Source organism: Kitasatospora sp. NPDC052896, from assembly GCF_044547075.1.
Taxonomy (GTDB): domain Bacteria; phylum Actinomycetota; class Actinomycetes; order Streptomycetales; family Streptomycetaceae; genus Kitasatospora.
The window spans coordinates 38,093-61,325 of sequence record NZ_JBITZU010000035.1; the positions used below are offsets into that span (position 1 = coordinate 38,093).

Sequence of the window (23,233 nt, forward strand, 5' to 3'; positions counted from 1 at the left end):
GGCGGCCCGTTCAGAGGATCGCGAGCGGATTGACCGGGGAGCCGGTGCCGCCGGGGATGTTCAGCGGTGCGGCGACGAGGAGGAACTCCCAGCGCGAGGCCCGCGCACAGGCCTCGGCCAGCGCCTCCAGGTCCAGGTTGTCGAGCAGCGGCAGCCCCAGCGCGGCGATCGCCAGCACGTGGATCGGCGAGTGGACGCCCGGCACCGGGCTCGGGCGCACGTCGCTGTCTCCGTCGCTGCCCAGCGCCGAGCAGGCCGAGTCGCGCAGCACGGACATCGCGCCGGGGTGCAGCCCCGCGCTCAGCTCGTCCGGGTCCCAGGCACCCAGCTGCCGCCGCCGGGCCAGGTGGCCGGTGCGCAGCAGGACGACGTCCCCGGGCGCGAGCGGGCTGCCCTGCTCCTCGGCGCAGCGGAGCAGCTCGGGGCCGTCGACCGCCTCGCCCGGCTCCAGCCAGGCCCGGCCGCGCAGGCGCGCCAGGTCCAGCAGGACGCCCCGCCCGACCAGCCCGGGCAGCAGCTCGGTCACCGCGCCGTGCTCGGCGCCCCGCGCGGAGACGGCCGCCCGAGCCGGTACCCCCGGGAAGAGCAGGCCGCGGTAGGCGATGTGGCAGAGCGCGTCCAGGTGCGTCTGCGACTTGCCGTGGTAGTCGGTCCCGACGAAGTCCTTGTGCGCGGTCGGCTCGGCGTCCGTGCCCTCGCCGAGCCCGGCGGTCATCCGGTGCAGCGCCGGCTTGCGGTTGTCGGGGCCCGGGACGGTGTCCCAGGGGCGTCCCAGCGCGACCACCTCACCCGTGCGGACGAGCCCGGCCGCCGCCACCAGCCGTGCCCCCGCCACCGGATCGGGGCGGCGATCGCGGCGCAGCCGGTCGAACAGCGCGTCGAACTCCACACGGCTCATCACCGGTCCGTTGCTGGGCGAACCGCTCATCGCGCTCCTCGCCGGCGGTCGGATTGGCGCGGCCTGACCGGGGTGATGTCGGCTATTGGGTGGTAAGAACCGCTTTGTGAGCTAGGTCCTAGTATGGCTTCAGGGGTGCGGCTCGCGGAGTGTGAGTGCTGTGGCGATCGTGACAGGTGCCGGTGAGTCGGGCGTGGGCCCCGAACGGGTCCGCGAGCGGTTCCTGCACGGTGAGACGGTCGAGGCGGGCGTCCGCGGTCTGATCCTGAGTTCCTGGCGGCGCTGCATGCTGCTGGGGCTCTCCCCCGACCAGGCCGAGCTGCCCTACCGACCGGATCTCGACCTGGACGGCCGCCTGGTCCGCGCGGCCGGGCCCGTGCTGGACCGGCTGGAGTCCCGGTTCGCCGGCAGCCGGATGAACGTGGCCCTCGCGGACGGTGACGGGGCGGTGCTGCAGCGCCGTTTCGGTGACGCGGCCATGGTCAGGTCGCTCGCCGCGATCCAGAGCGTCCCGGGGTTCGTCTTCGCCGAGCGGTTCGGGGGGACCAACGGCATCGGTCTGGCGCTCGCCGAGCGGCGGCTCTGCCACGTCTACGGCGCCGAACACTTCGCCGAGCGCTCGGTGACCAACGCCTGCTCGGCGGTTCCGGTGCGCGATCCGCTCAGCGGGCGGATCGAGGGTGTCCTCTGTTTCGGCTATCCGCGCAGCTACGCGCACGCCCAGCTGGACACCATGCTCGGCAGGGCCGCCGCCGCCATCGAGCGGCGGCTGCTGGAGGAGAGCTCGGCGCGCGAGCGCGCGCTGCTGCGGACCTACCTCGACTCCCGGCCCCGCGCGGAGATCGCCGAGGCCAACGGGGACGGGCGGCTGATCTGGGTGGACGAGCTGACCCGGAGCGGACTGGACTGGCGTGACCAGCTGCACCTCAAGGAGCGGGCCACCGAGCTGATCGCCTCGGGCCAGCGGGCGGCCGTCGAGGTGAGCCTCTCCCACGGCCGGCGGATCACCCTGCTGAGCCGGCCGATGACCAGCCCGTCCGGGGTCGCGGGGGTCGCCGTCGAGGCGGTCCTGCGCAGCGCCGCGCCGCCCCGGCAGGTCGTCGCCCCCGGCCCCACCGGCGAGCCGCCCGGCCGCCGGGTGCCCGCCGCGACCCCCGGTCTGCTGTTGGTGGGCGAGCCGGGAGTCGGGACCTACGCCGTCGCCGCCCGTCGCCGCCTGGAGCTGCTGTCCGAGGCCAGCACCTCCATCGGCACCACCCTGGACGTCGGCCGCACCGCCCGGGAGCTCGCCGAGATGGCCGTCCCCCGGCTGGCGGACTTCGTCACCATCGACCTGCCCGGAGCGGTGCTGCGCGGCGAGGAGCCCGCCGACCCCGGTGGCGACCTGCACCGCACGGTGGTCCACGGCATCCGCGACGAGCGCGCCTTCTACCCCGTCGGCCAGCGGGTCGACCTGCTGCCCACCACGCCCCAGCTCCGCTGCCTGGCCACCGGGCAGGCGGTGCTGGAACCCGACCTGAAGGCCGCCGCCGGCTGGCTCGCCCAGGATCCCGAGCGGAGCGCGCTCCTGGTCGCGCACAACGTCCACTCGCTGATCACCGTCCCGCTGCTGGCCCGCGGCGTCGTGCTGGGCATCGCCAGCTTCTACCGCTCGCAGGACCCCGCCCCCTTCGGGGACGACGACCGCTCGCTCGCCCAGGAGCTGGCCACCCGCGCCGCCATCTGCATCGACAACGCCCGCCGGTACACCCGCGAACACACCATGGTGCTGGCGTTGCAGCGCAGCCTGCTGCCGCGCGGCCTGCCCGAGCAGAACGCCGTCGAGGTCGCCCACCGCTACCTGCCCGCCGAGTCCGGGGTGGGCGGCGACTGGTTCGACGTCATCCCGCTGTCGGGCGCCCGGGTCGCCCTGGTGGTCGGCGACGTGGTCGGCCACGGCCTGCACGCCGCCGCCACCATGGGCCGACTGCGCACCGCCGTGCACAACTTCTGCGAGCTGGACCTCGCCCCCGACGAACTCCTCACCCACCTGGACAACCTGGTGGGGCGTCTGGACCGCGAGGGCGGCGGCGACGAGCCCAGCTCCGGCATCATCGGCGCCACCTGCCTGTACGCCGTCTACGACCCGACCTCGCAGCGCTGCACCGTGGCCCGCGCCGGCCACCCGCCCCCCGCGGTGGTCCACCCCGACGGCGAGGTGACCTTCCCCGACCTGCCCGCCGGCCCGCCGCTCGGCCTCGGCGGCCTCCCGTTCGAATGCGCCGAGCTGTACCTCCCCGCCGGCAGCCAGCTGTTCCTCTACTCCGACGGGCTGATCAACGACCACCACCGCGACGTCGACACCGTGCTCGCCCGGCTGCGCCGCGCCCTGGCCCACCCGGACCGTTCACCCGAGGAGACCTGCCGCGCGGTGCTGGCGGCCGTGGTGCCCGCGCACCCCGTGGACGACGTCACGCTGCTCGCCGCCCGCACCCGCGCCCTGGACCCCGACCGGATCGCCGTCCGGGACCTGCCGGCCGACCCGGCCCGGGTCTGCGAGGTGCGGGCCGCCGCCACCCGCCAGCTGAGCGCCTGGGGGCTGGAGGAGGTCGCCTTCGCCGTCGAACTGCTGCTCAGCGAGCTGGTCACCAACGCCATCCGGTACGGCACCGAGCCCATCCAGGTCCGTCTGATCCACGACCGCACCCTGATCTGCGAGGTCGCCGACGCCAGCAGCACCGCCCCGCACCTGCGTCGCGCGACCACCACCGACGAGGGCGGCCGCGGCCTGTTCCTGGTCGCCCAGCTCGCCCAGGCCTGGGGCACCCGCTACACCGCGCGCGGCAAGGTGATCTGGGCCGAGTGCGCCCTGGAGCCGCCCGGCGCCCTGCCCGGCACCTCCGCGGGCTTCCCGATGGAGATCCCGGTCGTCGAATGACCCGACCCCGGTCGCGCGGCGGACCCATGGCGTGTCAGCGGCCCGGCCGCCGGGGCCCAGCTGGTAGGAACGGCGAAGTACTCGGCGGCCGAGCCTGGAGGGAAGGTCGATGCGCGACGCTCCCGACACCTCGGCCGGCGCTCCCCTGGTCCGCGTCCGCGGGCTCAGCAAGCGGTTCGGCGGCACCACCGCGCTGGCCGGGGTCGACCTCGACGTCCACCGCGGCAGCGTGCTCGCCCTGCTCGGCCCGAACGGCGCCGGGAAGTCCACCCTGATCAGGACGCTCGCCGGGGTCCAGCACGCCGACGCGGGGGAGGTGACGGTGGCCGGGCACCCGCTCGGCACCGAAGCCGCCACCCGGACCATGGCCTTCATCCACCAGGACCTCGGCCTCGTCGAGTGGATGACGGTCGCCGAGAACATCTCCCTGGTCACCGGCTACCCGCGCCGGCGCGGGCTGATCTCCTGGCGGCGGGCCCGGGAGCGCTGTGCCGAGGCCCTCGGCACGGTCGCCGGCCACCTCGACCCCGACGCGCGGGTCGCCGACCTCGCGCCCGCCGAACGCTCGCTGGTCGCCATCGCCCGCGCGCTGGCGACCCGGGCGGAGCTGATCGTCCTGGACGAGCCGACCGCCAGCCTTCCCGCGGCGGACTGCGCCCGGCTCTTCGACGTGCTGCACGCCCTGCGCGACCGGGGGCACGGCATCGTCTTCGTCACCCACCGGCTCGACGAGGTGTACCGGGTGGCCGACACCTTCGCCGTGCTGCGCGACGGCCGGCTGATCAGCTCCGGCCCGCTCGCCGGTCACCGCATCGGGCACCTGGTGCGCGACATCGTGGGCCGCGAACCGGCCGCCCGCCCGGGCGGACGGCCGGCGCACGGTCCGGTGGTGCTGAGCCTGGACGGCCTGCGGACCGGGAACGCCGGGCCGGTGAGCCTGGAGCTGCGGGCCGGCGAGCTCCTCGGCACGGTGGGCCTCACCGGCGCCGGCCACCTCGACCTGGGCCGCGCGCTCGCCGGCGCCCGGCCGATCCTGGCCGGTCGGGCCCGGCTCGACGGCCGCCCGTACGCCCCGCGCACGGTCGCCGCGGCCGTGCGCTCCGGTGTCGGCTTCGTGACCGGCAACCGTCAGCAGGAGGGCTGCGCGGACGGACTGACGGTCCGCGAGAACATCCTGGCGAACCCCCGGGCGGGCCACTGGATCAGCCCCCGGCGCGAGCGCGCCGAGGCCGCCGCCCTGATCGAGCGGTTCGGGGTGCGCCCCCGGGACGGCGAGGCGCCGATCGCCACCCTGTCCGGCGGCAACCAGCAGAAGGTCATGGTGGGGCGGGGGCTCCGGGCGAGCGGGCGGTTGCTGGTCCTGGAGGAGCCGACCGCCGGCGTGGACGTCGGTGCCAAGGCCGAGGTCCACCGCCTGCTCGACGAGGCGCTCGGCGCCGGCCTCGCGGTCCTGCTCAGCTCCACCGACTTCGAGGAGGTCGCCACCGTGTGCCACCGTGCCCTGGTGTTCGTCCGCGGCACGGTGACCGCCGAGCTGGCCGGCGCGGCCCTCACCGTCACCGAACTCACCCGCGCCGCGTCGGCGACGCCCCCCGTCACCGGAACCGCGACGGACCGATGACCGGTTCGCCCGCCCGCCGATCCCCGCGCGGCCACCACCTGATCGGTGTCTACGGCCTGCCCGCCCTCGCCGCCCTGCTGTTCCTGATCTTCTCCGTCACCCTGCCGGACACCTTTCCCACCCTCGACAACATCTCCGCGATCCTGTCCAACCAGTCGATCCCCGCGCTCCTCGCGCTGGGCGCCACGCTCCCGATCGTCACCGGCAAGTTCGACCTGTCCATCGGCTACGGCCTCGGCCTCGCCCACGTCATGACGCTGCAACTGATCGTCAACGGCGGCTGGCCCTGGCCGCTCGCCTGCCTGGTGGTGGTCGTCGGCGGGGCGGCCTTCGGGGTGCTCAACGGTCTGGTCGTCGAGTTCGGACAGATCGACTCCTTCATCGCCACCCTCGGCACCGGCAGCATCCTGTACGCCTTCACCGGCTGGATCACCGGCGGCGCCCGGATCGTCCCCGGTCCCGGCGGCCTGCCGGCGGCCTTCACCGACCTCTACGACTCCACGTTCCTCGGCCTGCCGGTCTCCGCCTCCTACGTGCTCGTGCTGGCCGCCGCCCTGTGGCTGCTGCTGGAACGACTGCCGTTCGGCCGGTGCCTGTACGTCATCGGCTCCAACGTCCGGGCCGCCGAACTCGTCGGCATCCCCACCCGCCGGTACAGCGTCTACGCCTTCGCCGGTTCGGGCCTGGTGGTCGGCTGCGCGGGCGTCCTGCTCGCCGCACAACAGCAGATCGGCAATCCGAGCGTGGGCCTGGAGTACCTGCTGCCCGCCTTCGTCGGAGCGCTGCTCGGCTCCACGGCGATCAGGCCCGGGCGGGCCAACGCGCTGGGCACCCTGGTCGCCGTCGCCGTGCTCGCCGTCGGTCTGGCCGGTATCGGCCAGCTCGGCGCCCAGTTCTGGGCGATCCCGCTGTTCAACGGTGCGGCCCTGCTGATCGCCGTGGGCCTGGCCGGCTACTCCGCGCGCCGCCGGCTGCGCGCCGGCGCCGCCCCCCGGGAGGTGCGATGAGTCGTGCCCCGGGGGTCGTGGCCCTGCTGGCGGCCGTGGTCGCCGTCGCCGGCTGCCAGCGCGGCGTGTCGACCGGCGGCGGGCCCTTTGCCGCTGGGCCGTCGGGTGCCGGTTGCCCGGCCACGCTCGCCAAGGCCAAGGCGGACGCCCAGCGGGCGGAGCAGGCCGACAGCGCCTGGAACGGCCCGACCACCGGGCCCCCGGCGGTCTCCCACCGGACCGTCGTCTACGTCGCCGAGACCATGACCAACCCCGGCGTCGCGGGCGTCGCCAAGGGCGTCGGCGAGGCCGCGAAGGTGATCGGCTGGAGCCTGCGGGTGATCGACGGTCAGGGCACGCCGGTCGGCATCCAGGCGGCCTTCGGCCAGGCGGTCGCCCTCCGGCCCGCGGGCATCGTGATCGGCGGCTTCGACCCCGCCCTGACCGCGCAACAGGTGGCGCTGGCCGGCGCGGCGCACATCCCGCTGATCGGCTGGCACGCGGTCGCCGCGCCCGGCCCGAGCAGCAGCCCGCCGCTCTTCAGCAACATCACCACCAACGTCGGGGACGTCGCGCGGATCAGCGCGGACTGGGTCATCGCGGAGTCCAACGGCAACGCCGGAGTCGTCGTCTTCAGCGATGACTCGATCCCGTTCGCCAAGGACAAGTCCGACCTGATCAGGAACCAGCTCGCCAGTTGCCCCGGCGTGAAGCTGCTGGCCTACGAGGACATCCCGATCCCGGACGCGAGCAGCCGAGTGCCCCAGGAGGTCTCCTCGCTCATCGCCCGCCTGCAGGGCCGGTGGACGTACTCCGTCGCCGTCAACGACCTGTACTTCGCCGACGCCGCACCGGCCCTGCGCGCGGCCGGCCGGCAGGGCGACGGCGTCCCGTTCAACATCGGCGCGGGTGACGGCGATCCCTCGGCCTTCCAGCGCATCAACAGCGGGCAGTTCCAGGCCGCCACCGTTCCCGAGCCGCTCTCCGCGCAGGGCTGGCAGATCGTCGACGAGTTCAACCGGGCCTTCTCCGGCGCCCCCGCCAGCGGCTACGTCGCCCCGGTCCACGTCGCCACGGCCGCCAACAGCGCCGGCGCCACCGCCTGGAACCCCGTCGGCTACCGCGAGGGGTACCGGAGGATCTGGGGCCGCTGATCGCGTTCGTCGGCGATCCGGACCTCCTGCAACAGCCCCCAGGTGAAGTCGGCGGTGCAGGAGCGCGGTACGCCGGCCGGGTCGGGGGCGGTGAAGTCGAGCTGCCACCGCGTCGGCGCGCTCCCCTCACGCGGCACGGCGGGCGGGAAGGCCGCGGCGACGTCCGAGACCACGCAGCTCCACGGGCGCAGGTCGGCGAGCGTCCGCAGGCTGGGCGGCGGGCTGTCGGCGGCACGCACCAGCCACTCGTTCCAGACCGGCTCGCCGGCCTCCGCGGGCCCGAGCAGCACCTCGAAGCGCAGTTCGGGCCAGAGCGGCAGCGTCCACTGCTGCGCCGTGCAGTCGAGGTCACCGATCCGGCGTGGGAGCACCGCCTCCGCGGCTCCGAGCACCGCGACGTAGCGGCGTGCCCCACGCGGGAACCGCGGCGAGCGGATCATCGCCTGCCACCGCTTGTTCGCCTCCCGCAACCGGGCCCGGGACGCCCCGAGCCGGCGCACCGCCTCCTCGACCAGCCCGGGCTGGAAGTCGGCCATCCGCCGCAGCAGCACAAGCTGGAAGTCGGTGGTCGCGAACCCGTGAACGGCCATCCGCCCAGGCTAGCCCCCGGGTGGTGCGGAGTGGGCCGGAAGATCGGCTAGTATGTACGACATCACCTGCGCGGGTGGCGGAATAGGCAGACGCGCTGGATTCAGGTTCCAGTGCCCGAAAGGGCGTGGGGGTTCAACTCCCCCCTCGCGCACCACGGTCAACCGACCGAATAGGGCCGGTCAAACCGACAGTATGTCGGTTTGACCGGCCCTATTGCATTGCAGAACGTGATCCGGCCCCCTGCGGCTTTGCAGGGGGCCGGATCTGTTTGTGCTGCTCGGGTGGGGTTCGGGAGGTGGAGTGGATCAGCCGCCCTCAGGGATGTCGGGCAGGTAGCCCTTGTGCGCGTGCCAGACGAACGACACGAGACGGGGACGGTTAGCCTCGTGCTTTCACGAGCGGGGCTGTCCGAGGCGTGATCAAAAGAATGAGAGTGCCTCTCACCTGGGACGATGGGACTTGTCTAGGGTCCTGGTCGTCGTCAAGAAAGCTGCACTCCTCAGGTGAAGAAGCGTAGCGGGTCGTACCCGCGTGTCCGTGTCGAGGGCGGTGGTCTCGCAGTCCGGCGCCGTGCTGCTGGTCGAGACCGCCCGCAAGACAGGGCTGGACGCGGCGATATCGGCGGCACTGGCGCCGTGGCGCAAGGCGCGGGCGGTCCATGATCCGGGCAAGGTCCTGCTGGATGTCGCGCTCGCGGTGGCCCTGGGCGGGGACTGCCTGGCCGATGTCGCGATGCTGCGGGCCGAGCCTGCCGTGGTCGGGCCGGTGGCCTCCGACCCGACCGTCTCGCGCCTGGTCGACACCCTGGCCTCGGCCGGACCTCGTGCACTCGCGGCGATCCGGCGGGCGCGGGCCGAAGTCCGTGAGCGGGTCTGGCGGTTGGCCGGCGAGGCGGCCCCGGACACGGGCGGCGAGGTGATCGTGGACATCGACGGCGTGCTGGTCCTCGCGCACTCCGAGAAGCAGGACGCGGCCAAGACCTGGAAGAAGACGTTCGGCCATCATCCGCTGTTCGCGTTCGTCGACCACGGCCCGGGCGGGTCCGGGGAACCGGTTGCCGGGCTGCTGCGGCCGGGGAACGCGGGCAGCAACACTGCCGCCGACCACATCGAAGCGGCCCGGACGCTGCTGGCCCAGCTACCGAAGAAGTACTGGCGTGGACGCCGTACCTTGATCCGCGCCGACTCCGCCGGCGGCACCCATGACTTCCTCAAGTGGCTCACCGCACGTGGCCGATGGCTGTCGTACTCGGTCGGGTGACCATCACCAACGCCATCCACCAGGCCGTGCTCCGCATCCCGGCCTCGGCTTGGACCCCGGCCATCGAGCCAGACGGCAGGGTCCGCGACGGCGCCTGGGCCGCCGAGCTCGACGGCAATGTCCTCAAGGGCTGGCCGAAAGGCAAGCGGCTGATCGTCCGCAAGGAACAGCCGCACCCCGGAGCCCAGTTGCGCTTCACCGACACCGACGGCATGCGACTGACCTGCTTCGCCACCAACACCACCCACGCCCCAATCGCCCAGTTGGAGCTGCGGCACCGCCAGCGGGCCCGCGCCGAGGACCGGATCCGTGCCGCCCGCGACACAGGCCTGCGCAACCTCCCCCTCCACGACGCCTCCCAGAACCAGATCTGGCTGGAGATCGTCCAGCTCGCGCTCGACCTGCTCGCCTGGATGCCCATGCTCGCCCTGACCGGCGACGCCCGCCGTTGGGAACCCAAGCGCCTGCGGCTGAGGATGTTCTCCGCCGCCGCCCAGCTCGTCACCACCGGCCGCCGCCGCCACCTCCGCCTGGCCCGCCACCGGCCCTGGACCGATCTGATCACCAGCGCCTTCGAGCGCCTTCAGGCACTGCCAAACCCCGGCTGACCAGTGGCTTTTCCCTATCCCGACGAGTACTCGACCACTTCCGGAGCCGTGGAACCCGGTGCCCGTCCGGCGCATCAGCCGGGCCACTGGCCTGCCCACCACCGCCCGAGCAAGTCGAAAAGGCCCGTCGGATGAACCGACGGGCCGTCATGAAAGATCGAGGCTAGTCGGCGACGGCTCGCCAGGCGGGTCCGTTTCCGTCCAGGTGGACTCGGCCGAACACCACATCCGCGAAATGGACGCCGAATCCGATCGTGCCTGGCCGGGCCAACTCGGCGACCAGGCGCCGGCGTTCCTGCGCGGCCCGGTCGGGGTCGAGGTCGGCGGCGGCCGACCATTCGGGGTGGTCCACCTGGATCGACGAGTGCATGGCGTCGCCGAAGGCGATCAGCCGCTCGCCGCCCCCGGTGATGACGTAGGACGCGTGCCCGGCGGTGTGACCGGGGGTGAGCAGCATGCGCACGCCGGGGAAGATCTCCTCGCCGTCGATGACGGTGCGCACCTGCGGTGCCATGATCTGGAGAATCTCGTCGGTGATGCCGCGTGTTGCCAGGAGGTGGCGGTGTGCCCATTCGGGTGCGGCGATCAGGAGGTCGCGGCCGGCGAACGCGGGCAGGTCGCGGTCCGGGGCTGGGTTCCAGGCCCAGCCGATGTGGTCGAGGTGCAGGTGGGTGATGGCGACGGCCTCGATCGTGGCCGGTGGGCGGCCCAGTGCGGCCAGGTTGTCGAGCAGCGCACCGCCGTGAATGGCTCCGCGCGGATTGCCCGGCTGGGCCGGAATCGACTGCGGGCCGAAGCCCGTGTCGATCAGCAGTGCACGGTCGCCGTGTTCCACCAGCAGTGCGCCGATGCCCGCCGCCAGGTCGCCGGAGTCGTCGAGGTACTCGGGGTGGGCGGCCCAGTCCTCGTCCGTGCTGTGGGGGAACCAGCCGCGCGCGCTGAGTTCCACGGCCCCGTCCGGTACGTAGGTCACTTTCGTGTCGCCGAGTCGGAGTGATCGTGTCATCGACGGTCGCCGCAGTCGCTCGGCCATCTGTGTCCGGCCCGTGCCCTGTTCCGTCGTGGTGTTGGTCATGGTCGCTCTCCTGATGGGTGGAGGTGAAGGTGCGTTCGGTCGGTGTCGGTCCGACGTGGCATCAGCGTGGCGCCGGCCGGTTGGTGAGGCCGATGGCGGCGAGTGTGAGGGCGGCGCCGACGGTGAGGACTGTTCCGGTCGCGGACAGGGTGGCGAGGGTGCCGAAGATCGCCACGCCGAGTGCGGTGCCGGTCTGGCGGGCGGCGTTCAGGGCTCCTTGGCCGGTCGCCGCCAGCTCCAGTGGGACGGCGCTGGACATGTCCGCGATGTAGGCGGGGGTCGCCAGCGGGCCGCCGGTGCCGATCAGGAGCTCCACGGCGAAGATCACCCACAGTGAGCTGCCGCCGAAGCCGAGCAGCAGGCCGCCCAGCAGGTCCAGCGTCATTCCGGCCAGCATCAGCGGTCGGGCCCCGAGCCGGGCCACCAGCCGTCCGGTGACCATCGGGACGACGGCGATCGGCGCGGTCATCGGCAGGAACGCCAGTCCCGCCTGGAGCGCCGGCATCCCCCGGGCGTTGACCATCCACTGTGACAGGGTGAACAGCAGTCCGTAGTAGACCAGTTGGGACATCAACGCGACCAGGAGGTCGATGCGGACCCGGGGCAGCGCCAGCAGTGCGGGTGGCAGCAGCGGGGCGGCTGCACGGCGTTGCGCCACCGGGAGGACAGCGAACGCGGCAGCCGCGACCAGCAGTGCCGTCAGTGGCGACGGGCGCAGCCAGCCGCCGGTTCCGGCGTCGACCAGGCCGAAGGTGAGGGCGGTCAGCCCGGCGATGGACAGCAGGAGTCCGGTCCGGTCGATCGGCATGGCCGAGCCGGTCCGGTGGCCGCTCAGCCGGCGCGAGGCCAGCAGGGCGAGCAGCGCGACCGGCGGGTTGACCAGGAACACCAGCCGCCAGCCGCCGGCCGCCACCAGCGCGCCGCCGAGCACGGGGCCGGAGGCGATTCCGAGGCCGGTGATGGCGATCAGCGTGCCGATCCTGCGGGCCCGTTGGTCCGACTGCGGGTACAGGGCGGCCAGCAGCGCCATCGCGGCCGGTACCAGCCCGGCGGCGGGTATGCCGAGCAGGGCGCGGCCCGCGATGAGTACGCCCGCGCTCGGCGCGGTCGCGCACAGCAGTGAGAACAGCGCGAACCCGGCCAGTGCCGCTTGGTACACCCGGCGCGGGCCCCATCGGTCGGCGATCGCGCCCGAGGCCAGCATCAGTCCGGCGAGTACCACGGTGTAGGCGTCGACCACCCACGGCAACGCCACCGCGGGCGCGTGCAGGTCGTGCTGCAGATCGGGCAGCGCCACGTTGAGGATCGTCGCGTCCACGGTGATCAGGAAGTTGCCGGCCGCGATGCCCGCGAACTGCACCGTCGTCCGCCTGTGCGAAGGCTGCTGGGCGGGGAGGTTCGCCGCTCGCTGCGTGGAGCGCCGCACGGGTGCGGAGCTCGCTGAGTCGTGGATCGAGTTGGGAACCGTCACGGCACTGCCCCGCCCTATCGGTCAGCCTTGAGCCTGCCGCCGACGCCCCAACTGTCCGGCGGCACTTCGTGGACCCACACCTGGACGGTGTCCGCCGGGATCTTGTACACGTCGACGAACGCGTCGGTGATGCGCGCCACGAGTGCTCGCGTGAGCTCACTGCCGCGAGGGCCCTGCTGAACGGTGACGACGGGCATGGATCTGCTCCTGGAACGCCGGATCGAGTGCATCGGAGGTCGGCGGTACCGGCCGCATCGGCGGTGGTGACCACTGGTGTCCAGTTCACTCCGGTTGAAGCTCGCGACCCAGCAGCACTTCGAGTTCGCGACGATCACGAATCGCGATCGTCGCGTGCCGCCTCCCGACAGGCCTCCAGCAGGAAGCGCACGCGCTCGGGGGCGGCGCTGTGCACCGCCAACACGGTGGGCAGGGAGAGCACCGCCTCGGCGCCGCGCGCCCGGCCCGGGGAACGCACCGGCAGGAAGGCCACCCGACTGCCGCGCAACTGGCGGGCGTGCACCGCGTACACCACCGTCCAACCGGCGACACCCGCGCCCAGCGCCGCGAGGGTGTCCTGGAGTGAGCTGTGCGGTGGTCCGGGCACGGGCTCGAACCCGGCGTCCCGGCAGGCACCCACGACCAGATCGACCAACGGCGCATTGCTCCGACGAGCCGCCAGGTAGAGCGGTAGCTCCGAGAGCTGGGCGAGGTCGACCGCGTCCGCCCCGGCCAGCGGGTGGCGGGCCGGCAGGGCGACCACGAGTTCCTCCTGCCACACCGGGATCTGCCGCACGCCTTGCGGCGTCGCCACCTCCCCGCGCACGAAGGCCGCGTCCCACTCCCGGTCCGCGACCCGCCGCAGGCGCTCCTCCGGCGCCGCCGACGCCAACTCCACTCGGGCGCCGGGCGCGCTTCGCTCCAGTGCCTCCAGCACCCGCTCCAACCGCACGCCCATCCCCCGGCTCGTCCCGACGCGCAGCACGGTCTCGCGCGCGGCGACGAAACCGCCGACCAGGTCCAGGGCCCGCTGTCCGGCCGCCAACACCTCACGGGCGCCGGGCAGGAACGCCGCTCCCGCCGCACTCAGCCGCACGCGGCGCGCCGAGCGGTCGAACAACTCGACGCCCAGCTCACGCTCCAGCCGGCCGATCTGCTGGCTGACGGCCGACTGCACGATCATCAACCGCTCGGCTGCACGACCGAAGTGCAACTCCTCCGCCACCGCCACGAAGTACCGCAACTGACGAAGTTCCATGACCTCAACCGAATCGGGAGCAGGGCACCGCCAGGCTACGGCAAACACCAGCGCCCCGGTCCGACCGCTCACCTCGGACGTTGGCAGGGCGATGGGATCGCTACACGCGAGCCCGGCCCGCCCGTCGGCATGCATCCGCATCAGGTGTACACCGACACACGGCACCCCATCCCGCCCAGGAGCCCGCTGGTGTTCTACACGGACGGGATGATCGAAGACCCAGACGCAGTACTCGACCTCGGCCAGGCATCGAACTCCTCGGCTACGCCGTCCACGACCCGAGCGCACCCCTGGACGAGGTCTGTGACGCCCTCATGGCAGCCCACCCGGCCAGCTCCCCAGACGACGCAGCACTCCTCGTCGCGCGACTGGGCGCCTCTGACGCCAGCCGCGGCGGTCCAGCCTCGGTCTTTCAGCGGGCGGGCTGCTCCCGGTCGCGGCGCCCCGGCCGGGCGGTCCGCGAGCTCACCGGCGTGGTGCGGCGCGGTCGTGGCGGGGGCGGGTTAGACATGGGTATGGCCCGAGACACCGGCCGCTCCTCCTGGCTGCCCTGGCGTCGCTCGGGCGGCCGCAGTGAGCGGCGACCGTCACGCTCCGCCGCACGCCCGGTGGCGAGCGTGCGCAGTGTCGCCGGCCAGATGCTCCTGGTGCAGGTGCTGATCGTGCTGCTGCTGGTGGTGGCCGCGGTGGCCACGCTGGTGCTCCAGGCGCGGGCCGACCGGTTCGACGCGGCGCGCGGCCGTTCGCTGGCCGCCGCCGGGGCCTTCGCGCACGCACCGGGCCTGGTGGCCGCACTGCGCGGCCCGGACCCGACCGCGGTGCTCCAGCCGCTGGCCGAGGCCGCCCGCCAGGAGGGCGGGGTCGACTTCGTGGTGGTGGCCAACCCGGACGGCATCCGCTACACCTATCCCACCCCGGAGCTGATCGGGAAGCCGTTCGTCGGGACGATCGGCCCGTCCCTGCGGGGCCGGGTCACCATCGAGAGCATCCGGGGCCCGCTCGGTGAGGAGGTCCAGGCCGTCGTCCCGGTGCGGGACCCGAGCGGCTCGGTGGTCGGCCTGGTGGCGGCCGGACTCGAGCTGAGCGAGGTGAGCAGCGCGGTCGACCGTCAGTTGCCGTTGCTGCTGGGGGCCGGCGCCGCCGCGCTCGCCTTGGCGATGGGCGGCACGGCGCTGGCGGGCCGGCGGCTGCGGCGGCAGACCCGGGGCCTCGGGCCGGCCGAGATGACCCGGATGTACGAGCACCACGACGCGGTGCTGCACGCGGTGCGCGAGGGCGTGGTGATCGTCGACGGCGACGGGCGGGTGCTGCTCGCCAACGACGAGGCGCGCCGGCTGCTCGACCTGCCCGCGGAGGTGGAGGGCCGGGCCGTCACCGAGCTCGGCCTCGACCCCCGGATGACCGGGCTGCTGGCGAGCCATCAAGTCGCCACCGACGAGGTCGTGCCGGTCGGGGAGCGCCTGGTGGCGGTGAACAAGCGTCCCACCGACCGCACGGGCGACGGTTCGGCCGGCAGCGTGGCCACCCTGCGGGACTCCACCGAACTGACCGCCCTGGCCGGAAAGGCCGAGGTCGCGCAGGGCCGGCTGCGGCTGTTGTACGAGGCGAGCGTGGCGATCGGCACCACCCTCGACATCCGGCGCACCGCGCAGGAACTCACCCGGGTGGCCACACCCCGGTTCGCCGACTACGCCTCGGTCGACCTGATCGAGTCGGTGCTGCGCGGTGAGGAGCCACCGGCGGCGGCGGAGAGCGGCACGACCGTGTTGCGCCGGGTGGCGGTCACCGGGATCCGTGAGGACTCCCCGCTGTACCGGCAGGGGGAGGTGGTGGTCTTCCCCGCGCCCACCCCGCAGGTCGCGGGCTTCGTCAGCGGGCACCCCGTGCTGGTCTCCGATCTGGGGTCCGACGCCGGCTGGCGGACGCAGGACGCGGCCAGCACCGCGGCGGTGCTGGACTTCGGGTTCCACTCGCTGATCACCGTGCCGTTGAAGGCCCGGGGCGTGCTGATGGGCATCGCCAACTTCTGGCGGACCCGGGGGAACGCCCCGTTCGAGGAGGACGACCGGTCGGTGGCCGAGGAGCTGGCGGCCCGCGCCGCGGTCTGCATCGACAACGCCCGCCGGTTCACCCGCGAGCACGCCATGGTGGTGACCCTGCAGCACAGCCTGCTGCCGCGCGGCCTGCCGGAGCAGAACGCCCTGGACATCGCCTTCCGCTACCTGCCCGCACAGGCGGGGGTCGGCGGGGACTGGTTCGACGTCATCCCGCTGTCGGGCGCCCGGGTGGCGCTGGTGGTCGGCGACGTGGTCGGCCACGGCCTGCACGCCGCCGCCACCATGGGCCGGCTGCGGACGGCGGTGCAGAACTTCGCCACCCTCGACCTGCCGCCGGACGAGCTCCTCAGCCACCTGGACGAGCTGGTGAGCCGGATCGACCAGGAGGCGGCCGACGGGGACGGGGAGGCCGCGATCACCGGCGCCAGCTGCCTGTACGCGGTCTACGACCCCACCACCGGCGGCTGCACGCTCGCCCGGGCCGGCCACCCGCTGCCCGCACTGGTCCGTCCCGAGGGCACCGTGGAGTTCCTCGAGCTGCCGGCCGGCCCGCCGCTCGGCCTGGGCAGTCTGCCCTTCGAAGCCACCGAACTCCGGCTGCCCGAGGGCAGCAGCCTGGTGCTGTACACCGACGGCCTGGTCGAGGACCGCACCCACGACATCGGCACCGGGCTGGAGATCCTCACCGGCACGCTGGCGTCCGCCGCCCGGTCCCCGCAGGAGACCTGTGAGGCCGTGCTCGGCGCGCTGCTGCCGGACCGCCAGAACGACGACATCGCCTTGCTGGTCGCCCGCACCCGACTGCTGGCCCCCGACCGGATCGCCGAGTGGGAGGTCCCCTCCGACCCCTCGGCGGTCTCCGGGGCCCGGGCCGAGATCGCCCGGCGGCTCACGCTCTGGGGGCTGGAGGAGACGGTCTTCACCACCGAGCTGATGCTCAGCGAGCTGATCACCAACGCCATCCGCTACGCCAGCGGACCGATCCGGGTCCGTCTGCTGTACGACCGCACGCTGGTCTGCGAGGTCTCCGACACCAGCAGCACCTCGCCGCACCTGCGTTACGCGGCCGACGAGGACGAGGGCGGGCGCGGCCTCTTCCTGATCGCCCAGCTCGCCGAGCGCTGGGGCACCCGCTACACCCCGCGGGGCAAGGTCATCTGGACCGAGCAGCCGCTGCCCGAGCTGCCGTGACCGCGGGGTGTCGGGGGCTCAGCCGCCACCCCAGATGTCCTCCAGGTAGCGGTTGGACTGGCGCAGCCCGGCGAGCCAGGCCTCGGCGTCGGACGCGGTGGTGCCGGTCTTGTGGCTGAAGACCTCGGCGAAGGCCTGTCGGACGGCCGGCGCCATCGAGGTCGCGTCGCCGCAGACGAAGATCACCGCGTCCTGCCGCAGGAGTTGCCAGATCTCGTCCTCGTGCTGGGCGATCACCTGCTGGACGTAGGTCCTGGGCTTGCCGGGTTCCCGGGAGAAGGCGGGGTACAGCCGGACGATCCCGGCGTCCTGGAACCCGCGCAGCTCGTCCTCGTAGAGGAAGTCCTGTTCGGGGTTGCGGCAGCCGAAGAACAGCATCGACTCCGCGACGGGCGCGCCCTGCTGCTTCTGGACGGCCCGTTCCTGCAGGAAGCCGCGGAAGGGGGCCAGGCCGGTGCCGCAGCCGACCATGATCATCGGAAGGTGCGGGTTCTCGGACGGGCGGAACGGGATGGTGGGTTTGCGGACGAACGCGAAGAGCGTGCTGTCCGGTCCGCTGTCGTTGAGGTGGGTGGAGCAGACGCCGTGGAACTGGCCGTGTCCGGACCGGGCGGGTGCGTCCACCACCCCGGCCGTGATGCTGCAGACGTCCGGTGACACCAGCGGCGAGGAGGAGATCGAGTAGTAGCGGGGCCGCAGCGGCGGGAGCAGCTCCAGGAACTCGGCCAACGACAGCTCACAGGAGGGGAGTTCTTCGAGCAGGTCGAGAACGGACTTGTGCGGCACGATGATTCGCTCCTGGAACCTGGAACGGCCCTCCTCGTCGTCGGCCGTCAGCGCCAGCAACTCCGCGCGCTGGGCGGGATCCTCGGTGCGGGCGGCGAGCGCCTCCAGGTCGGCGCGGGTGGCGGTGTCCTGCAGTTCCACACAGCTCGCCAGCACGCCGGCCAGCGGCACCGCCTCGCCGGTGGGCAGATGCGTCGGCACGCCCGGCCCCGGGGTGATGGTGACGTAGGTGCCGACGTCCAGGGTGAAGCGCTGGAGCACCCGCCAGATCACCTCGGCGCCGTTGCGCGGCAGCACACCGAGGTGGTCGCCGGCCTGGTAGGTCGCCCCGGCGGGCAGGGCGATCTCGACGTGCCGGGTGGAGCGCCCGGGCTCGCCGTTGTGGCGCTGGAGCTCGCGGTTGGCCTGGACGAAGGCCGGCTGGGCGCGGTAGGAGACCACGACGGGGTTGGTCTCCCGCTTGTTGGTCAGCGAGACCGCCAGCCGGGGACCGGCCTTGGTCGGCGCGCCCACCTCGTCCGGCAGCTCCAGCTCGTGGGCGAGCGCGGGCCACAGGTCCGCGTGCCAGGTGCGGTACTGGCCGTCGAAGTCGCCCTTGGCGTCGCCCTCCCCACGGGGGTGGATCCGGGTCGCGCCGTGCGCCGCCAGCCCCGAGTCGATCATCGTGGGCACGGCCTGGTAGGTCGACGCCCAGTCGCTGTGGCCGCAGCCGAACACCGTGTAGCGCACGCCCGCGCAGCTGTCCGAGGGAGTCGTGCCGGCGTCCAGCCAGGCGCAGAACTCGCCCGCGTTGTCGGGTGGGGTGCCGTTGTAGGAGGCGCTGACCACCACGAGCGCGCCCTCGTGCGGCAGTTCGCCGACGTGGTCGTCCAGCGGGCCGAGCGTGACGGCGAAGCCGCGTTCGACGCCCTCCCGGGCCAGCTGGGTGGCGATGCCCTCGGCGGTGCCGAGGTTGGAGCCGAACAGCACCATCAGCGGCGTGCCGTGGCTCGCCACCCGGGGAACCGGGGCGGTGGCGGTCTCCGCCGCCGGCGCCTCGGCGACCGGCACCGCCAGCGGTGCGGTGAGGGTGCGGCCGGCCCGCGGCCTGACCCGGATGGTCAGCCCGTCGGGCTTGATGGTCAGGGTCTGCTTGATCTTCAACTGGTAGTGGTACTGGTCGATCAGCTCGAACCGCTGGAGCAGCATACCGAGTACCAGCTGCGCCTCCTGCATCGCGAACTGCCGACCGATACAAGCCCGTTGGCCGGTGCCGAAGGGCTTGAAGGCGTTCGGCGGGATGTTCGCCCGCCGCTCGGGGCCGAAGTGGTCCGGGTTGAACTCCTCGGCGTCGGCGCCCCAGACCTGCTCGTCGCGGTGGAGCGCGGGCGTCAGGACGGTCAGCGGCACACCGTGCGCGACCGGGTAGCGGTCGCCGATCACGGTGTCCTGGAACGGCGACCGGGTGAAGGCGGGCGCGGTCGGCCACAGCCGCAGCGTCTCCTCCAGGACCTGGGTGACGTAGGTCAGCTGGTGCACCTGCTCGTAGCTCGGCGGGACGCTCGGGTCGTCGCCGAGCACGTCGTCGACCTCGGCCCGGGCGCGTTCGGCCACCTCGGGGTGCTTCAGCAGGAAGTTGACGGCGAAGGAGAGCAGACCACTGGTGGTCTCGTGGCCGGCGATCAGGAAGGTGATGCACTGGGCCCGGATGTTCTCGTCCGGCAACCGCTCGCCCGACTTCCGGTCGACGCCGGTCAGCATGCAGCCGAGCAGGTCCCGGGTGTCGGTGTCCCCGGCACTGCGGCGCTCCTGGATGATCCGGTCGACTGTCGCGTTCATGTACGCGGTGTCCTGCTCGAACCGGTGCTGCGCGCCCACCCGCAGGTGGCTGGCGATCTCGGGGAGCCGGGAGCGCTTCTGCGACTCCAGCAAGGTGCGCACCATCGCGTTGACGAAGGGGTGCGGCTTCTCGCGGTAGAAGGAGTTGAAGCGGTAGCCGAAGCCGCACAGCGCGATGGTGTCCAGGGTCAGCCGGGTCATGTCGGCGGCGACGTCGACGTCGTCGTCCGGGTTGAGCCGGGCCCACTTGTCCATCAGCTGTCCGGCCAGGTCCAGCATCATCGGTAGGTAGTCGCGCATCGCCTGCATGCTGAACGGCGGCATCAGGATGTTGTGCGCCCGGTGCCAGAGCGGGTCGTCGGTGTCGGCGGTGAACAGCCCCGTGCTGATCCCCGACCCGCGCAGGTTCGCCAGGCCGCTGGTGACCAGTTTGTCGAAGCGGGTGTCGTCGCACACCTCGTCGACCAGGTCGAATCCGGAGATGATCACGCGGTCGCCGCCGGGGGTCTGCAGGCGGTAGATCGGGCCGTACCTCCGGGCCAGCTCCATCATGTTCTCGATGGGGTTGCCCTGTGAGAGTTCGCGGATGTTGCCGAGTACCGGCAGCCCGTGTGGGCCCGGGATCAGATCGGCTGCGGTCTGTGTCGCCATGGCAGGTCCTCCAGGGGGCGCACCCCTCGGCACGGACCGTCCACCGGCACAACCGGGCCATCCGCGCCTCGGGTCTCCTCCGAGCATGCGCCTGCCCCGCGGGGGCCGCATCACGGATGCCGGCGGAGCGGGTCAGCCGGGTATCGCCTGCGGGAAGTGGAAGAGCCCGTGGGGGTCGTAGCTCTGCTTGACCTGGCGCAGCCGGGTCGCGTTCGCGCCGTAGTACGCCTGCTCCCAGGAGGCCAGCCGAGGGTCGACGTAGTTCTGGTAGGCCTCGCCGCTCGCGTACGGCCGCATGGCGGTCCACACGTCGCTCAGCCAACTCTGCGACTGGTCCACGCCGGTGCCCGAACCGGCGCCGGCACCAGGGTAGTTGGCGGTGTACTGGGCCAGGAAGAGCGCGTTGCGGTGGACGAAGGCGGTGTCGCCGGGCGCTACCCGGTTCACCGCGCCGCCCAGCGCGTCGAAGGCCACCGCCGCGCTGCCGCCCTGCGGTGCGGTGCGGGCGTAGCGTTCGATGCCGGCAACCAGTGTCGCGATGCCGGTGTCGGAAATGGCCCGGGTGAAGAAGTCCGAGCGGGCCGCGTAGGACTCGCGGGTCAGCCGGCCCTGCGGGTTCTGTCCGGGCAGTGCGCCGGGCAGGTGGGAGGCGGCCTGCGTCCAGCCCGACACGCCGCCCATCACCTGCATGGTCTCCAGGAAGGATTTGGTGTGGACCGGCGCGGTGCTCGGCTGGACGGCCAACTGGTCGATCAGGTTGGCCAGTTCGTTCGCCGGGCCGAGATGGACGGCGGTGCTGCTCAGCTCCAGCCGGCCGTCCGGCCAGGCCAGCAGGTGCAGGTCGGCCCAGAGCTGGTCGGGCGCGGTCGGCGCCCAGGCCTGCCAGGCCCGCACCACCGCCGCCGCCGAGGACCAGGGCCAGGAGAGGAAGGCGTAGCTGCAGTCGACGGCGGGCCGGGTCCGGAAGTCCAGCGAGGTGACCACGCCGAAGTTGCCGCCGCCCCCGCCGCGCAACGCCCAGAACAGGTCCGGCTCGCTGCTCGCGTCCGCCCGCAGGATCCGCCCGTCCGCGCCGACCACCTCGGCGCCGGTCAGGTTGTCGCAGGTCAGCCCGTACGCCCGGGAGGTCACCCCGACGCCACCGCCCAGCGTCAGCCCGGTCACCCCCACGCTCGGGCAGGACCCGGCGGGTATCGCCACGCCCTGGCCGGCCAGGCCGGCGTACACGTCGATCAGCCGGGCCCCGGCGCCCACCGTCGCGCCGCCGCCGGAGGCGGTGACCCCGTTCAGCCGCCCGACGTCCAGCACCAGACCGGGGCCCGTGGACCAGCCGGCGTAGTTGTGCCCGCCGCTGCGCAGGGCCACCGGCAGGCCGTACCGACGGGCGAAGGTGAGCGCGGTGGCCGCGTCCTGCGCGCTCGCCACGTAGACCACCCCACTCGGTCGCGCTCCGTCGAACTGCGGCTGGTACAGGCGGGCGGCGGCCGGGTACTGAGCGTCACCGGGGCGGATCACCGTGCCCTGGAGGTCCTTGGCCAGGGCGGTCCAGTCCGCGGGAGCCGCCGTGCTGGCCGCGGCGGTGGCCGAGGGCGTGGGGGCGGTGGCGGACGGGGTGCCGGACGCGGTGCCGGCGCCCGCCGCGGGGCGGCTGGCGCAGCCCGTCAGCGCCGCCGTGGCGGCGGCTCCCACACCGAGGCGCAGCAGGGTGCGCCGGTCCACCGCCGCGGCTCGGGTAGGTGTGGTGCCGTGGGTCATGGGGTGCTCCGCCTCGTGGTCCGCCGGTCGAGCGGGTGTCGTGTCGGCTGTAGGACGCGGCGGTGGGCGGCACGGTTGCAGGCGGGTGATCCGCGCCGCCGGTGGCGGGCGGGGAGCGTCCCGGCGGGGTGCGGCCGCCGGGACGGTGGAGGCGTGGCCCTCTCAGCGCGAGGCGCCGGCCACGGCCGGCTGGTAGCCGGTCCGGACCGGCTGGAAGTGCTGGTTGGTCCGACAGCCGAGGTTCTCGTAGCTGTTGATCTTCGTCGCCGGGTCCGTGTCGATCAGGTGGTACTTGCACGCCTGCTTGATGTACCGGCCCTCGATCCCGCCGGGGAAGTCGATCTCCTTGTTCCACAGGTAGGGCGACCGGTAGCCGTCGACCCGCGCGGTGGCGTTCACGTCGATCCCGCCGGGAGCCTCGATCTCGTAGACCCAGCCGGTCCTCGCGGGGCCGCGGGTGGCGGACTTCTGGGCGACCCAGCGCTCGCAGCTGGTGCTGAGGTGGGCGGTGTCCTGGCCGCCGCCCCTGACGACGTACTCGGAGAGCGGGGTGACGCTGCTGCCCCGGGGCGTGAAGCCGTTCTCGAAGAGCTGCCGCACGTCCTCCCGGGCGTCACCCCGCCAGAGGGAGTTGGTGTCCTCGCGCCACCGCCAGTTCTCGGTCAGCGCGGCGTGGTCGACCTCGTCGGAGATGGCCGCCGTGGTGGTGGTCCGCCACCAGTCCTGTGGGCGGAACTCGCCGACCGGTCCGCAGGGGCCGGTGTCGGGGCCGGCAATGGCCCGCGGGAGGGGGAGGCCGTCCGGCGATGCCTGGGCGGGGGAGACGACGGTCAGCGAGGCGGTGGCGAGGGCGGCGACGGCGAGGACCCGCAGCGCGGCGTTCAGCATGGCAGGAGAGCCCATCAGCCGATCAGTAGGACGGGCCCGTTATAGCGGCGGAGGGCTCGTGCTCCCGGTTGATCGGGGACGGAGTCACCCACCTGGGCGATCAGTCGTACCGGTTCGTCGGCGCGGCCCGGGCCGGCGTGGTCCGGACGACGTGAAGGGGCGGTGGCGTGGGGGGGGGGGGGGGGGGGGGGGGGGGGGCCGCGGGGGGGGGGGGGGGGGGGGGGGGGGGGGGGGGGGGGGGGGGGGGGGGG

General features: G+C 73.3%; 15 protein-coding genes, 1 tRNA gene and 1 pseudogene. 8 read left to right on the forward strand and 9 right to left on the reverse strand.

Going from position 1 to position 23,233, the window contains the following annotated elements; genetic code table 11:
• Nucleotides 1–10: 10 nt before the first annotated feature.
• The gene (locus ACIGXM_RS34985) at nucleotides 11–928 is read right to left on the reverse strand and encodes a cyclase family protein (protein WP_396568151.1); all 918 of its coding nucleotides are present in this window, start codon (nucleotides 926–928) and stop codon (nucleotides 11–13) included.
• A gap of 256 nt (nucleotides 929–1,184) precedes the next feature.
• Between ACIGXM_RS34985 and ACIGXM_RS34990 the strand changes: the two genes are divergently transcribed.
• The 4 genes from ACIGXM_RS34990 (at nucleotide 1,185) to ACIGXM_RS35005 (ending at nucleotide 7,576) form a co-directional block, all read left to right on the forward strand.
• Nucleotides 1,185–3,815 carry a SpoIIE family protein phosphatase gene (locus ACIGXM_RS34990; protein ID WP_396568165.1) on the forward strand — a complete coding sequence of 877 codons (2,631 nt, stop codon included), beginning with the start codon at nucleotides 1,185–1,187 and terminating at the stop codon, nucleotides 3,813–3,815.
• Between the two features lie 109 nt (nucleotides 3,816–3,924).
• Complete coding sequence (locus tag ACIGXM_RS34995; protein ID WP_396568152.1) at nucleotides 3,925–5,436, forward strand: sugar ABC transporter ATP-binding protein; 1,512 nt, start codon at nucleotides 3,925–3,927, stop codon at nucleotides 5,434–5,436.
• Nucleotides 5,433–6,443, forward strand: a complete 1,011-nt coding sequence (locus ACIGXM_RS35000) for an ABC transporter permease (RefSeq protein ID WP_396568153.1) — start codon at nucleotides 5,433–5,435, stop codon at nucleotides 6,441–6,443. Before ACIGXM_RS34995 ends, ACIGXM_RS35000 begins: the two co-directional genes overlap by 4 nt.
• Nucleotides 6,440–7,576, forward strand: a complete 1,137-nt coding sequence (locus ACIGXM_RS35005) for a substrate-binding domain-containing protein (RefSeq protein ID WP_396568154.1) — start codon at nucleotides 6,440–6,442, stop codon at nucleotides 7,574–7,576. The genes ACIGXM_RS35000 and ACIGXM_RS35005 overlap by 4 nt, the downstream gene beginning before the upstream one ends.
• On the opposite strand, the gene ACIGXM_RS35010 is transcribed toward ACIGXM_RS35005, so the two are convergent.
• Nucleotides 7,540–8,166, reverse strand: a complete 627-nt coding sequence (locus ACIGXM_RS35010; protein ID WP_396568155.1) for a hypothetical protein — start codon at nucleotides 8,164–8,166, stop codon at nucleotides 7,540–7,542. The two genes, ACIGXM_RS35005 and ACIGXM_RS35010, sit on opposite strands and share 37 nt — an antisense overlap.
• 68 nt (nucleotides 8,167–8,234) lie before the next feature.
• Between ACIGXM_RS35010 and ACIGXM_RS35015 the strand changes: the two genes are divergently transcribed.
• Nucleotides 8,235–8,321, forward strand: a tRNA-Leu gene (locus ACIGXM_RS35015).
• 349 nt (nucleotides 8,322–8,670) lie between these two features.
• Nucleotides 8,671–10,035 (forward strand): annotated as a pseudogene (locus tag ACIGXM_RS35020) (IS1380 family transposase).
• 163 nt (nucleotides 10,036–10,198) lie between these two features.
• On the opposite strand, the gene ACIGXM_RS35025 reads toward ACIGXM_RS35020, so the two are convergent.
• From ACIGXM_RS35025 to ACIGXM_RS35040, 4 genes are all read right to left on the reverse strand, one after another.
• Nucleotides 10,199–11,110, reverse strand: coding sequence for an MBL fold metallo-hydrolase (locus ACIGXM_RS35025; RefSeq protein WP_396568156.1), 912 nt, complete (start codon nucleotides 11,108–11,110; stop codon nucleotides 10,199–10,201).
• 61 nt (nucleotides 11,111–11,171) lie between these two features.
• Nucleotides 11,172–12,470 (reverse strand): MFS transporter, encoded by a 1,299-nt coding sequence (locus tag ACIGXM_RS35030; protein ID WP_396568157.1) that lies wholly within the window; start codon nucleotides 12,468–12,470, stop codon nucleotides 11,172–11,174.
• A gap of 125 nt (nucleotides 12,471–12,595) precedes the next feature.
• Nucleotides 12,596–12,778 carry a 4-oxalocrotonate tautomerase DmpI gene (gene dmpI / locus ACIGXM_RS35035; RefSeq protein ID WP_396568158.1) on the reverse strand — a complete coding sequence of 61 codons (183 nt, stop codon included), beginning with the start codon at nucleotides 12,776–12,778 and terminating at the stop codon, nucleotides 12,596–12,598.
• Between the two features lie 134 nt (nucleotides 12,779–12,912).
• Nucleotides 12,913–13,836, reverse strand: a complete 924-nt coding sequence (locus ACIGXM_RS35040; protein ID WP_396568159.1) for a LysR family transcriptional regulator — start codon at nucleotides 13,834–13,836, stop codon at nucleotides 12,913–12,915.
• On the opposite strand from ACIGXM_RS35040, the gene ACIGXM_RS35045 reads away from it, so the two are divergent.
• On the forward strand, nucleotides 13,786–14,343 hold the full coding sequence (locus ACIGXM_RS35045; protein WP_396568160.1) for a SpoIIE family protein phosphatase: 558 nt from the start codon (nucleotides 13,786–13,788) through the stop codon (nucleotides 14,341–14,343). The two genes, ACIGXM_RS35040 and ACIGXM_RS35045, sit on opposite strands and share 51 nt — an antisense overlap.
• Nucleotides 14,344–14,444: 101 nt before the next feature.
• Nucleotides 14,445–17,084: a SpoIIE family protein phosphatase gene (locus ACIGXM_RS35050; protein WP_396568166.1), complete on the forward strand. Its 2,640-nt coding sequence runs from the start codon at nucleotides 14,445–14,447 to the stop codon at nucleotides 17,082–17,084.
• An 18-nt stretch (nucleotides 17,085–17,102) separates the two neighbouring features.
• Here the strand turns inward: ACIGXM_RS35050 and ACIGXM_RS35055 are convergent, their stop codons facing one another.
• The 3 genes from ACIGXM_RS35055 to ACIGXM_RS35065 form a co-directional block, all read right to left on the reverse strand.
• Nucleotides 17,103–20,339 (reverse strand): bifunctional cytochrome P450/NADPH--P450 reductase, encoded by a 3,237-nt coding sequence (locus ACIGXM_RS35055; RefSeq protein ID WP_396568161.1) that lies wholly within the window; start codon nucleotides 20,337–20,339, stop codon nucleotides 17,103–17,105.
• A gap of 132 nt (nucleotides 20,340–20,471) precedes the next feature.
• Nucleotides 20,472–22,094, reverse strand: a complete 1,623-nt coding sequence (locus tag ACIGXM_RS35060; protein ID WP_396568162.1) for an FAD-binding oxidoreductase — start codon at nucleotides 22,092–22,094, stop codon at nucleotides 20,472–20,474.
• Nucleotides 22,095–22,256: 162 nt separating this feature from the next.
• The gene (locus ACIGXM_RS35065) at nucleotides 22,257–22,997 is read right to left on the reverse strand and encodes a hypothetical protein (RefSeq protein WP_396568163.1); all 741 of its coding nucleotides are present in this window, start codon (nucleotides 22,995–22,997) and stop codon (nucleotides 22,257–22,259) included.
• Nucleotides 22,998–23,233: the final 236 nt, after the last annotated feature.